This window comes from Diplocloster modestus, from assembly GCF_019042245.1.
GTDB classification, from domain to species: domain Bacteria; phylum Bacillota; class Clostridia; order Lachnospirales; family Lachnospiraceae; genus Diplocloster; species Diplocloster modestus.
In genome coordinates, this window is sequence record NZ_JAHQCX010000001.1 from 192735 (window position 1) to 205163 (window position 12429).

Consider the following 12429-nt stretch of genomic DNA (forward strand, 5'->3'; position numbering starts at 1 on the left):
ATGAAGATAGCCTTATGTGTAAACCATGATAAATATCTGCAGGATGGGATGTTTTCCGAGGACCGCTACGTGGAAAGCCATCTGCGGGAATTCTACCGGCTGCTGCAGAAAGCGGTGGAGGACCGGGGAGATGAAATCCATACGCTGGATCTTTATGGGGATCCCGAGGAACCGGATGTATTCCTGTTCTTTGATTATCCGATCTTTAATCCGCTGGAATACTCTGCGGTGAAATGGAAAAATTACCGGCGCATGCGAAAGGTCCTGCAGGGGGCGGGGCGTAAAATTCTGTACATTTGGGAAAGCCCGCTTTATAATAAAGGGAATTTTAATACGGAGAATTACCGACAGTTCACCAAAGTCCTGTGTTATTCTCCGCTTAAAACACTGAACTATGAATACTTCCCCTACTCCATCCGTCAGACGGATGTGAGCCGTTGCCGGGTTATCAGCCAGCAGGAGTTTGAACGACGCAAGCTGTCCTGTATGATTACCTCCAACAAACTGATCCAGGGAAACGGTTATGATCTGCGCTATCAGATTGTGGATTATTTTGAGAATCGGCCGGATGGTTTTGATCTGTACGGTGTCAACTGGATCTTTGGCGGAATTAGTAAAGCGGTCAGGGTTATACTGAGAAAGAAATATGCGGCACATCCTCCGAAGAACTATAAGGGCAGCTGCGATTCCAAACAGGATACTTTTGAGCAATACCGGTTTGGGTTTGCCATCGAGAATCTGTATGGTTTTCCTGGATATGTATCCGAAAAATTGTTTGACGTGCTGACATCAGATTGCGTTCCGGTCTATACCGGTTCCAACATTATGGCTGGCACGATTCCGAAAGATATTTTCGTCGATATTGAGGCATTTTCCTCATTGAAACAGCTGGATGACTATTTGAGAGCGATGAGTTATGAGGAGTATGCAGGCTTTCTGGAAAGAAAAATAAAATTTCTGCACTCGCCGCAGTTTGCCGATTATTTTCATCAGGCTAACGTGGGACGGATGATGGACGTCATTTATGGAAAGAATGAGTGATAGAGCTAATGGGTATAAGGCGCAGTAAATGCGCCACTGGAGGAACGGCCGAACGAAAGTTCGTCCATACCTGAATGAAAAACGCGGTACCGCGCCACTGGAGGAAAGCATGAGAAGTGTATCTGTCATTGTACCGGTGTATAATGTAGAAAAATATCTCGCCAGATGCCTGGATTCCCTTTTGAACCAGACACAGCCGGACATCGAAATTCTGGTGGTCAATGACGGCAGTACGGATGCATCCGGTCATATCGTCGATGAATACGCGCGAAAGTATCCCGATAGGATCCGGGCTTTCCACATGGAAAATGAGGGCGTGTCTGCGGCGAGAAACCGCGGAGTGGCAAAAGCGCAAGGCAAATACTTAACCTTTGTGGACAGCGATGACTATGTCACCGGGGATTATCTGGAACGTATGGTTACGGCGGCTGAGAAGAATAGCTCCGATCTGGTGATACAGGGGTTCCGGATGGTGGATGAAAATGGTGCCGTACTGTCCGAGGTCTGTCCAACAGAGTATATTCCAGGAAAAAAAGAAGAATGGCCGCTGCGGATTATATCTGCCTGGGGACGGCTGTTCCGTCGGGATTTCTGGATGGAACATAAACTGATGTTCCCGCTGGGAGTGCGGGCCGAGGATGCGCCGGTGAATCTGGCGGCCAATGCCCTGGCGCATCATATCCAGGTGGTTCCTCATACGGGATATCAGTATTTCCAGCATTCCGCGTCCGCCATGCATAATTTCAAGGGCCTGCAAAAATACAGGCTGCCCTATGAGGCACTGAAGGAAACTCTCCAATATATCCAAGATACCGGCCTTGTGAACGATCGCTATTTCTACGAATATTGTGTGATGCGGATTCTGGCATTCTGGGTGTTTGAGTTCGCCAGAGGCAGCTCGGTTGCAAAAATCAAAGAATTGTGTCATTATATCATGGATATGTTAAAGACCTACATACCGGGATATATGCGGAATCCTTATGTAAACCCATTCCGAAAACTGGAGATACCGTTTTTACACCGGGCCTCTATTTTGGTACTGGCGGTTCTGTGTAAGCTGCATATATTGACGCCGGTAATTAGAGTTTATGCAAAGCTTCTGCGTTGATACAAAACTTCTGGATGGATGCAAAGCTTTGATATTAGGTATAAACACAGGATACAGCATGAGTGGATTCCGCGTCTGGAGGATCGAAAAAGTATGAAAAAATTAGTAATCATACCGGCATACAATGAGAGCAAAAGTATAGAGAGAACCGTACAGGATATTCTTACGAACGCACCTGATTTTGACTATGTGATTATCAATGACTGTTCCACGGATAACACACTGGAGGTTTGCAGAAAAAATAATTTTAATGTTGTAGACCTACCAATTAACATGGGAATCGGCGGAGCCGTGCAGACGGGTTATCTCTATGCGTTCCGCTATGGATATGATATGGCGGTTCAGTTCGATGGGGATGGCCAGCATGACGCGAAATATTTGGATTCCATGGCGGAGTATCTGGTGGAAAATGCGCTGGATATGGTAATCGGTTCCCGTTTCCTGGAAAAAGAAGGATTTCAGTCCACTGGGGCCAGGAGGATCGGTATCCGGTATTTCAGTGTACTGATCCGTATTCTGACCGGCAGGAAGGTCAGTGATCCCACTTCCGGGATGCGGCTGATCAACCGCAAAGTCATGTCTGTCTATGCAAAGGATTATCCGAAGGATTATCCGGAGCCGGAGAGCGTCGTGGCTATCTTAAAAGAGGGCATGATCGTGAAAGAAGTGCCGGTGGTGATGAAAGAGAGAAGCGACGGTGTATCCTCTATTTCTTTCAAACGATCGGTTTATTATATGGTAAAAGTAACATTGGCGATATTGATGGAGTGCTTAAGGCATTAGAAAGGGGCAGCCGGCATGATGACACTTAAGTTACAGATTATTCTGGGAGTAGTACTGATCCTTGCGTTCCTGCTTCTGGTCAATATGATCCGGAAGAAGAGTCTGGAGTTAAAATACGCGCTGTCCTGGCTCATTGTCATCTTCGCGCTGTTTATTCTGGATTGTTTCCCGGTTCTTTTGGATGATGTGGCCGGGTTTTTGGGCATATTTTCCCCGGTCAATATGATCTTTTTCCTGGGATTTGTATTTTCTCTGTTAATCATCTTCGTGCTGACCATTGCGCTTTCCAGAATTTCGAACCGGGTAAGGGCTCTGGCGCAGAATCTGGCGCTTAGTACGAAAAAACTGGAAATCCTGGAGAAAAAGCTTGCAGAGCTGGAAGATAGAAACGAACCGGCAGAAGCCGTAAAGGAAGAGAAAGCGGAAGCCGATTCCTTTGAAATGTAAAATGACTGAGTGGAGTATGTGAGGAGTATTATAGTTAAGAAAAGGAGAATTGCAAAATGAAGAAAATCATGGTAACCGGATGTAACGGACAATTGGGCAGAGCGATCAATAAAGAGATGAGTCAGGACCCTGCGCTGGAATTCGTTAATACAGATGTGGGAGAATTGGATATTACCGATGTAAATAAGGTATTAAGCTTTGTACAGGAAGTCAAACCTTATGCCATTATCAATTGTGCCGCGCATACCAATGTCAACAAATGTGAAACAGATGTGGACAACGCCTATAAAATCAACGCGATCGGCCCAAGAAATCTGAGTATTGCTGCGGCCAGAACGGGCGCGAAGCTGATGCATGTGTCGACGGATTATGTATTTGATGGAAATGGTAGCAAACCTTATATCGAATTTGACCCGGTTGACCCGGTAGGGATGTATGGCGCTACAAAACTTGCAGGTGAGAATTTTGTCCGGGATTTTGCAAAAGACTGGTTTATTATCCGTACCGCATGGCTGTATGGGGACGGCAATAATTTTGTCAAAACGATGCTGCGCCTATCGGAACAAAACGATACGGTGCGTGTGGTTGCGGACCAGTTCGGAACCCCCACCAGCGCGTCAGAACTGGCGAAAGCTATCAAGACCCTGATTTTTACAGATAATTATGGGATTTTCCATGGTACCTGTGAGGGGAGCTGCAGCTGGGCGGAATTCGCTTCGGAAATTTTCCGTTTGGCAGGAAAGAGTACGAAAGTGGACTATATTACCACGGAGGAGTTCGCTTCTCCCGCGCCCCGGCCGGCCTATTCCGTATTGGAGAATTATATGTTAAAGCTGACCACCGATTTTATGTTTGCGGACTGGCGCGATGCGCTGGTGGAATATATGAAGACCATCTAATTCAAGTCTAAACTGTCCTTGAATCTAGGAGGGGACTTGACCAGGCTCACATCCGGGGACAGGCCCGCATCCGGGGACAGGCCCCTTTCTCCGCATAGTTGCTGAAAAGTTTAGCTTTATTACCGAAAGGTGCCAGTCCCCTCCCGAAAACGAAAGAAGTGTCTTTGCGGAACAAAGAGAAGACTATTTGACGCAAAGCCCCTTTGATGTTAGAATGAATAAGTGTATGCCTATGAAAACAATAAAAGTAAAATGTATCGGTTTTTGGGGTGCTTTTGATCCCCAGGATAATTTCATACTGGATCTGCTGAAAAAACGTTATCGGGTGGAGCTTTCAGATGAGCCTGAATACCTGTTTTATGCTACGTCTACGGAAGATTTTCTGGATTATGACTGCGTGCGGATTTTTTATACCGGGGAAAATGTCTGCCCGGATTTTAATCTATGCGATTATGCGGTTGGTTTTGAACGAATGACCTTCGAAGACCGCTATTTACGCCGTCCCTTTTATCTGGACGTTCCCATGTACCGGGAGGATTTGGAACGGGCGATGCATAAGCATGAGTTTTGTCTGGAAGATCTGAAGGAAAAAACGGAATTCTGCAGCTTTATTTATTCGAACAAAGAATCCGATCCATTCCGGGACCAGCTTCTGGACAAGATCAACAGTTATAAGGAAGTTCACTCCGGCGGGCGTTACCGGAACAATATCGGAGGCAGCGTGGATGATAAGTTCGCGTATCAGTGGAAACACAAATTTTCTATCGCATCCGAGAACAGTTATCATACCGGATACAGCACGGAGAAGCTGGTGCAGTCTCTGGCGGCCCTGACGATTCCGATTTATTGGGGAGATCCTTCCATTTCCCGGGATTTTAATGAGAAGGCATTTATCAATTGTCATCGGTACGATTCCCTGGATGCGGTTTTGGAACGCGTAATAGAAATTGACCAGAATGAGGAACTTTATCTGCAGATGCTCCGGGAACCTGCTTTTTATACGGATTTTTCACTGGAAGAAAAGCAGCGGGAACTGGAGGAGTTTATTTATCATATTATAGACCAGCCATATGAGAAAGCCTTCCGGAAGACCCGGTACTGTTGGGGCGCTATTTATGAGGCCAACGCGAAGCGGCATCGGAAAATGGACCGGATGGCAGAGAAGTTTTTGAAAATTTTCCATAGATAAGAACAGGAGGGATTCCCATGGTGACCGTGGAACCCGGCGGCGGATTGTGCAACCGTTTGAGAACGGTGAATTCCGCATATTTCCTTGCAAAGCAGCTGAATCAGAAGCTGCGGATTGTCTGGAAGTTGAATAAAGAATTGAATTGTGCCTATGAGAAGCTTTTTAAAAAGCCTAAAAATATAGAAATCCTGAACTACCGCTATTCCTTTAACGGGGAACGCAAGAAATGGATCCGGACAGCGGATACGATCCTGACGCAAGAGGATATCTCCTTACAGACCGAGCGGGGAAACAGGATGCTTCCGCAGGAATTTATCGATACACTGGGTGAGCAGATCTATATCAATACCTGCCAGCAGTTCATGGATCATCCTGACTATCATCTTTTTGTGCCGACGGAGGAAATGCAGACCAGGATCGATGTGGTCAAGTCCAATTTTGGAAACGAGTGTGTCGGCGTGCATATCCGCAGGACCGACAGTATGAAGTCTATCGAGACCAGTACAACGGATGGATTTGTGGATGCGATGCAAAGAGAACTGGAAAAGAATTCGCATGTTCGGTTTTATTTGGCTACGGATGATCTGGGCGAGGAAGAGAAGATCAAAAAAGAGTTTCCCGGTAAAGTGCTAACTTTGGGAAATAAAACACTGGACAGGAACAGTGAGGACGGTGTCAAGGATGCGATGGTAGATTTTATGTGTCTGGCCGGTACGAAACGGCTGATCGGCAGCTACTGGAGTTCATTTACCGATATGGCAGCCGATTTTTATAAGATTCCGGTTTATATAGTAGGTGGAGAGACAGATATGGCGCAGTGAATGCGCCTCTGGAGGAACGATTGAACGGAAAAGCTGTTCACTCATACCTGAATAAATGGCGCAGCAAGTGCGCCTCTGGAGGAAATTAAGATGAGAATAATGCCGAACCGTATGGATCGCGGCTTTTATCAATATCAGCAGGAGTTTGAAGACAAGGCATTGGAAGTTCTGCGTTCCGGCTGGTATGTGCTGGGTAAGGAAGTTGAGGCTTTTGAACAGGAATTCGCCTCTTATACAGGCGGGGGATATTGTGTCGGGCTTGCCAGCGGACTGGATGCTTTGTGGATTGCCTTCCGGCTGCTGGGAATCGGCGCCGGGGATGAAGTCATCGTTCAGGGAAACACATATATTGCCAGTGTTATGGGGGTTACCATAAACGGTGCTGCTCCGGTATTTGTGGAGCCGGATATGTACTATAACATGGATACGTCGCTGATAGAGGAAAAGATCACGGAGCGGACTAAGGCGATACTGGTTACACATCTGTACGGACAGGCGTCCCATATGGACGAGATCATGAGAATCGCCGGAAAGCATCATCTGAAGGTAGTGGAAGACTGTGCGCAGTCCCACGGAGCCTGCTATCAGGGACAGATGACAGGTACCTTTGGCGACGTAGGCTGTTTTTCATTCTATCCCTCCAAAAACCTGGGAGCTTTCGGAGATGGAGGCGCTGTAGTGGTCAAAGAAGAAAGCCTCGCAAGAGAATTCCGGATCTTCCGGAATTATGGAAGTGAGAAGCGCTATCATAATAAAGTGGTGGGGGCCAATTCAAGGCTGGATGAGCTGCAGGCCGGCCTGCTTCGGGTGAGACTTACACATCTGGAGGAGCTTACGAAGGAAAAAGAAAAAATCGCAAACCGCTATCTGAGAGAGATAAAGAATCCGGATATTAGACTACCGGAAATTCGGGAAAATGCTACCAGCGTCTGGCATCAGTTCGTCATCCGCTGTAAGAATCGGACAAGTCTGATCGAATACCTGAACGACCGGGAAATCGGGACGATTATCCATTATCCGATCCCTCCGCATCTGTCGGAGGCTTATGGGTATCTGGGTTATACGAACGGAGATTTCCCGATTACCGAACAATTCGCAAATGAAGTTTTATCGATTCCAATGTATAATGGAATGGCGGATGAGGAACAACAGATAGTAATCGATGCGATCAATCAATGGAGGGCGTAGTTTTATGCGTATTGAAGATCAATATAAAATACTGGAATTCAAGGATTTCGGGGATGAGAGAGGGAATCTGGTAGTGGTGGAAGGCAATGCGGATATACCGTTTGATCTGAAAAGGGTCTTCTACATCTATGGTTCCGATCCTGATGTAGTCCGTGGAATGCATGCCAACCGCAAGACCGAGTTTGTACTAATCAATGTTGGCGGCACTTCAAAAGTGAAAGTCGACAACGGTTTTGAGACGGTAGTGGTTGAGTTAAACCGCCCCCGAATGGGAATCTACCTGCCCACCATGGTATGGAAAGAGATGTACGACTTCTCAGAGGATTCTATTCTGCTGGTACTGGCCAGCGAACACTATGATTCCAAGGAATACATAAGGGATTATAGTGATTTTCTGAAAGAAGTGGGAGGCATTCATGAGTAAAATATCAATCATCGTTCCGGTCTATTACAATTCGGATACGCTGATGCTGTTATATGAGGACATGAAAGAAAAAATACTGGGTAAGCTTGACTATGAGCTGGTCTTTGTGGATGACGGCTCCGGGGATAATTCCTGGGAGATCATGCAGCAGATCCGGGCGTTGGATGATAATGTAAAACTGGTCAAGCTCTCCCGGAATTTTGGGGAGCATTCTGCTATTCTGGCAGGGCTGTCCCAGTGTACCGGAGACTGTGCCGTGACCAAACAGGCCGATCTGCAGGAGGATTCCGAGCTTATTCTCCAGATGTATGAGAGCTGGAAAAGAGGAAACAAGGTGGTACTGGCCGTACGTTCTGACCGTGATGAGGGCGTGATTCAAAAGTTTTTTGCCAACCTGTATTACGGCATCGTGCGCAAATGTATCGCTTCCAATATGCCGAAGGGCGGTTTTGACTGCTATCTGCTGGACAGGCAGGCGATCGAGGTGTTAAAGATGCTGGATGAAAAGAACTCCGCGCTGACGCTTCAGGTTCTGTGGATCGGCTTTAAGACGGACAAGGTATACTTCCACAGAAAAGCAAGGGAAATAGGGGAGTCCCGCTGGACGCTGTCCAAGAAGGTAAAGCTGGTGCTGGATTCCATGATGAGCTTTTCCTATTTTCCGATTCGATTTATGACTTTTATTGGGGGCGCATTTTTTCTGGTCTCCATGATTATGGTGATCTATCTGGTACTGGCGAAGCTGATTTCCGGTGAAAACGTGGCAGGGTGGACGTCGCTGATGGCTGTGGTACTGTTGGCCTCCGGGCTGATTATGCTGATGCTGGGCATACTCGGAGAGTATGTGTACCGTGGTATGGACGCATCCAGGAACCGGCCTCCATTTTTGGTGGATGAGGTGGTGGATTCCGGCCGGAAGGCTAAGCATACGGCCATGGCAGGGAACGCCGGTGAGGAAGAGTCCTCCTGTGTGGTTAAAAAATCCACCGGAGCAAATGAAATGGATGACCAGACCCAAACAGAAGGAAAGTGATTCAAAGTATGGACAGACTGGCAGAATGTATAAAACGCGATTGGTGGTTATATGTGTTGTGCCTGGGTGTGATGATCTGGGGAATATTCAGCTGGAACACAAGTTCCAGCTTTTATGAACGAGCATTTCAAAATGAAGCGCTGACGATATCCGCAGCGACAGAACAATGCTATGTAGTCTCACCGGATCTTTATCTGGAACCGGGAGAATACGTAGCATTTTTGACGTTATCCGCCGGCCATGGTGACATTGCATTTACGGTATGTGATACTTACGGGGTATCTGAGGATAATAAAACAGGGATTACCCTGGGAGCTATGGAATTGGAAACAGGTGAGGATGCCGGAAGTATTTCATTTACTGTAGAGCAGGAAATGAAACATGTACATATGCAGCTGACCTGTTCGGAGGATGACGCGGAGCTGATTTCCGGTATGGAGGTTCGTTCTGCACAACCCATTTACCATGATTCTCTGGTTGGGATCCTTCTGTCCCTGCTGGTTATGATTGGATTTTCTGTCTATACCCTGCGGTCAGGTGAAAAATGGGATGCGGCGGAGAAAAAGAAACGTCTGGTGATTGGCGGGGTGCTGCTGGCGGCGGCTATGATCGCCAGTTTACCTATGTTGAATCAAACTACTTATTGGGGACACGATATCTGGTTTCATCTGAGCAGGATTGACGGTATTTCCCAAGGGCTTCTGGACGGACAATTCCCGGTTCGGATGCATCCCAACGGAAACCATGGTTTTGGATATGCGTCCTCGGTATTTTATCCGGAGGCTTTTTTGTATATACCGGCCGTCTTGAGAATAATGGGCGTGTCTACCTATATGGCCTATAAAACGCTGCTGGTGGGCATGAATATGGCAGCGGCAGTGATCTCTTATTACAGCTTCTCTAAACTGCTGAAATCGCGTAAAATAGGCCTTCTGGCGGCTGTTCTTTATACCTTGTCTCTATATCGGCTCATTAACCTGTATACAAGGGCCGCTGTAGGGGAGAGCCTGGCCATGGTATTTTTCCCTCTGCTGATGTGGGCCATCTATGAAATCGTCAGAGGAAATGAGAAAAAATGGCTGTGGACGGTGGCGGCGTACAGCTGCATCATCCAGTCCCATGTCATTTCCATTGTTTTGGCGGCTATCTGTATTTTGGTTTTTCTGCTTTGCAATCCCGGATTTTTTCGGGAGAAAAAGAGGATTATTTCTATGGGGAAAGCGGCGGGAACGACTGTCTTGCTGAACCTATGGTTTTTTGTGCCGCTGTTAGCTCATATCGGATATCCGTATTATTCTATGGAGATGAATTACCGAATGCGGGACGGCAGCTTGTATCTGAATCAATTGCTGGCAGTAACTGGGTTTCAGCCGCAGGCTTTGAGTGCAGATCTTGGGGTGGTTACCGGGGAGATGCCCTATGCGATTGGATTTGGACTGCTGGCTGGGACTGCGCTGTTCCTTGGATGGTATTTATTTGGAAATAAATTAAAAAACAATGAAAATGGGCATGAAAGTGGACAAAGCAGTGTGAGCCTGCACAGGAAGATTGGTATCTTCTGCTTCTGGATGTCGACCGGTGCTGCTGTGATGACGCTTTATCCATTCCCATGGGATATGGTACAGAGTATACCAGGGGTGGGGAAAGTGCTTGGGTCCTTTCAATATCCATGGAGATTTTTGTCTGTGCCGGCTCTGTTTTTGTCAGTTACGGCAGCGCTGGGATATTCGTATTTCTGCGCAAAAGCTGAGGCGCGAAGGATAATGTTCGCCGCAGGTGCGGCCGTATCGCTGCTTTGTGCGCTGCTTTATCTGGATGTGTTCTGTGAAGACTCCATATATTTTCTTAATCGGAATGAGATGCCGATGGATAATTATGATTATATGTATACCATGTCAGATGTGAACTGGGGATCATTCCAACAGAGGAATAATCAGCTGGAGGCGAGCCGGCCGGGAACGGAGTTCTCAGAGTTTGAGCATGGATATGGGCATGTTTCGTTCCGCTATGCGATGGAAGGGCGGACAGAGGAGGACTATATTGAGATTCCGCTGATTTTTGACCCGGATTACCGAATTATTTATAGTGACGGGAATAATCAGAGCGATGGCGATGGAGAGATAAGGCTCGAAGGCGGGTGGAGCAGTAACAGTCTGCTGACAGTGACGCTGCCGGAGGATGAAGGGGTGATCACGGTGGAATACCGGGTACCCTGGTATGATCGGGCGGGGGACCTGATATCGCTGGTGGCTTTGCTTAGTTTGCTGGGCTGGGGTGTCTGGAATAGAAATGTATGCCGTGGGAATAGAGGGCAGGGAAGGGAGATGCAGAATGGCTGAGTTTGATTATCTGATCGTTGGAGCGGGGCTGTATGGTTCTGTTTTTGTACATGAGATGAAGAAACGTGGGAAAAAGTGCCTCGTTCTGGAGAAACGAGATAAGGTCGGAGGAAATATTTATACGGAAGAGATAGAAGGGATACAGGTGCACCGCTATGGGGCCCATATTTTTCATACAAGTGATCCGATCATATGGAATTATGTAAATCAATTTGCAGATTTTAACCGGTATACCAACTCGCCCGTTGCGAGATACAAAGATGAATTATATAACCTGCCATTTAATATGAATACATTTCATCAGTTGTGGGGAGTAGCAACGCCGGCTGAGGCAAGAGAAATAATTGAGCGTCAGAAAAAGGAGTGCGGAATTACGCAGCCGAAGAACCTGGAAGAACAGGCGCTTATGCTGGTCGGGCGGGATATTTATGAAAAGCTGGTAAAAGGTTATACAGAAAAACAGTGGGGAAGACAGGCAAGTGAGCTTCCTGCTTTTATCATAAAGAGGCTGCCGGTTCGGTTCATCTATGATAATAATTATTTTAATGACTGTTATCAGGGAATACCAATCGGCGGATACACGAAAATGATAGAAAAAATGCTGGAAGGAGTCGAGGTAAAAACAAATACGGACTATTTGGCAGAGAAAGAAGTCTGGGACAAAATAGCAGACAGAATCCTGTTTACCGGTGGAATCGATGATTACTTTGGTTACTGCTATGGGCCGTTGGAATACCGGAGCCTCAGGTTTGAGAGTGAGGTGCTGGATATGGAGAATTATCAGGGGAATGCGGTTGTGAATTACACAGAGTATGAGGTGCCGTATACCAGAATTATTGAGCATAAACATTTCGAGTTCGGCAAGCAGGAGAAAACGGTGATTACACGGGAGTATCCGCTGGATTGGCAGTGCGGAATGGATGCGTACTATCCGGTGAATAATGAGGAGAATAACGCTCTCTATGAGAAATACAGGGCGCTAGGGGAAAAAGAGAATAAGGTTTTGTTTGGCGGAAGACTTGGCATGTATCGGTATCTGGATATGGATAAAGTGGTGAAAGCCGCGCTGCAGGCCGTAGAAGGAATAAAAGAGTAGATAGGATACAGAAGGAATTTTGAAATCAAAATATAAATGAATCTAGAAAAGTGAAATTTTA

General features: G+C 46.8%; 12 protein-coding genes. All 12 read left to right on the top strand.

Going from position 1 to position 12429, the window contains the following annotated elements:
- The 12 genes from KTH90_RS01010 to glf all read left to right on the top strand — a co-directional run bounded on the left by KTH90_RS01010 (nt 1) and on the right by glf (nt 12368).
- Nucleotides 1–1041 carry a glycosyltransferase family 10 domain-containing protein gene (locus KTH90_RS01010; protein ID WP_238726113.1) on the top strand — a complete coding sequence of 347 codons (1041 nt, stop codon included), beginning with the start codon at nt 1–3 and terminating at the stop codon, nt 1039–1041.
- Between the two features lie 109 nt (nt 1042–1150).
- Nucleotides 1151–2149 (top strand): glycosyltransferase family 2 protein, encoded by a 999-nt coding sequence (locus KTH90_RS01015; RefSeq protein ID WP_238726114.1) that lies wholly within the window; start codon nt 1151–1153, stop codon nt 2147–2149.
- 93 nt (nt 2150–2242) lie between these two features.
- A complete protein-coding gene (locus tag KTH90_RS01020) occupies nt 2243–2932 on the top strand; it encodes a glycosyltransferase family 2 protein (RefSeq protein ID WP_158351625.1) in 690 nt (229 codons plus the stop codon).
- Nucleotides 2933–2947: 15 nt separating this feature from the next.
- Nucleotides 2948–3379, top strand: a complete 432-nt coding sequence (locus KTH90_RS01025) for a DUF2304 domain-containing protein (RefSeq protein ID WP_238726115.1) — start codon at nt 2948–2950, stop codon at nt 3377–3379.
- Nucleotides 3380–3435: 56 nt separating this feature from the next.
- On the top strand, nt 3436–4278 hold the full coding sequence (gene rfbD / locus KTH90_RS01030; protein ID WP_158351627.1) for a dTDP-4-dehydrorhamnose reductase: 843 nt from the start codon (nt 3436–3438) through the stop codon (nt 4276–4278).
- Between the two features lie 232 nt (nt 4279–4510).
- Nucleotides 4511–5467: a glycosyltransferase family 10 domain-containing protein gene (locus KTH90_RS01035; protein WP_238726116.1), complete on the top strand. Its 957-nt coding sequence runs from the start codon at nt 4511–4513 to the stop codon at nt 5465–5467.
- A gap of 17 nt (nt 5468–5484) precedes the next feature.
- Nucleotides 5485–6288: an O-fucosyltransferase family protein gene (locus KTH90_RS01040; RefSeq protein ID WP_238726117.1), complete on the top strand. Its 804-nt coding sequence runs from the start codon at nt 5485–5487 to the stop codon at nt 6286–6288.
- Between the two features lie 90 nt (nt 6289–6378).
- Nucleotides 6379–7476, top strand: a complete 1098-nt coding sequence (locus KTH90_RS01045) for a DegT/DnrJ/EryC1/StrS family aminotransferase (protein WP_238726118.1) — start codon at nt 6379–6381, stop codon at nt 7474–7476.
- 4 nt (nt 7477–7480) lie between these two features.
- Nucleotides 7481–7900, top strand: a complete 420-nt coding sequence (locus KTH90_RS01050; RefSeq protein ID WP_158351635.1) for a sugar 3,4-ketoisomerase — start codon at nt 7481–7483, stop codon at nt 7898–7900.
- On the top strand, nt 7893–8933 hold the full coding sequence (locus KTH90_RS01055; RefSeq protein ID WP_158351637.1) for a glycosyltransferase family 2 protein: 1041 nt from the start codon (nt 7893–7895) through the stop codon (nt 8931–8933). The genes KTH90_RS01050 and KTH90_RS01055 overlap by 8 nt, the downstream gene beginning before the upstream one ends.
- 8 nt (nt 8934–8941) lie before the next feature.
- A complete protein-coding gene (locus KTH90_RS01060; protein ID WP_238726119.1) occupies nt 8942–11272 on the top strand; it encodes a glycosyltransferase family protein in 2331 nt (776 codons plus the stop codon).
- Nucleotides 11265–12368, top strand: coding sequence for a UDP-galactopyranose mutase (gene glf / locus KTH90_RS01065; protein WP_238726120.1), 1104 nt, complete (start codon nt 11265–11267; stop codon nt 12366–12368). The genes KTH90_RS01060 and glf overlap by 8 nt, the downstream gene beginning before the upstream one ends.
- Nucleotides 12369–12429 lie beyond the last annotated feature (61 nt).

What these genes read in the sequence shown, in the direction of transcription:
- KTH90_RS01010 (WP_238726113.1), top strand. Translation starts at nt 1, where the DNA reads ATGAAGATAGCCTTATGTGTAAACCATGATAAATATCTGCAGGATGGG.
- KTH90_RS01015 (WP_238726114.1), top strand. Translation starts at nt 1,151, where the DNA reads ATGAGAAGTGTATCTGTCATTGTACCGGTGTATAATGTAGAAAAATAT.
- KTH90_RS01020 (WP_158351625.1), top strand. Translation starts at nt 2,243, where the DNA reads ATGAAAAAATTAGTAATCATACCGGCATACAATGAGAGCAAAAGTATA.
- KTH90_RS01025 (WP_238726115.1), top strand. Translation starts at nt 2,948, where the DNA reads ATGATGACACTTAAGTTACAGATTATTCTGGGAGTAGTACTGATCCTT.
- rfbD (WP_158351627.1), top strand. Translation starts at nt 3,436, where the DNA reads ATGAAGAAAATCATGGTAACCGGATGTAACGGACAATTGGGCAGAGCG.
- KTH90_RS01035 (WP_238726116.1), top strand. Translation starts at nt 4,511, where the DNA reads ATGAAAACAATAAAAGTAAAATGTATCGGTTTTTGGGGTGCTTTTGAT.
- KTH90_RS01040 (WP_238726117.1), top strand. Translation starts at nt 5,485, where the DNA reads ATGGTGACCGTGGAACCCGGCGGCGGATTGTGCAACCGTTTGAGAACG.
- KTH90_RS01045 (WP_238726118.1), top strand. Translation starts at nt 6,379, where the DNA reads ATGAGAATAATGCCGAACCGTATGGATCGCGGCTTTTATCAATATCAG.
- KTH90_RS01050 (WP_158351635.1), top strand. Translation starts at nt 7,481, where the DNA reads ATGCGTATTGAAGATCAATATAAAATACTGGAATTCAAGGATTTCGGG.
- KTH90_RS01055 (WP_158351637.1), top strand. Translation starts at nt 7,893, where the DNA reads ATGAGTAAAATATCAATCATCGTTCCGGTCTATTACAATTCGGATACG.
- KTH90_RS01060 (WP_238726119.1), top strand. Translation starts at nt 8,942, where the DNA reads ATGGACAGACTGGCAGAATGTATAAAACGCGATTGGTGGTTATATGTG.
- glf (WP_238726120.1), top strand. Translation starts at nt 11,265, where the DNA reads ATGGCTGAGTTTGATTATCTGATCGTTGGAGCGGGGCTGTATGGTTCT.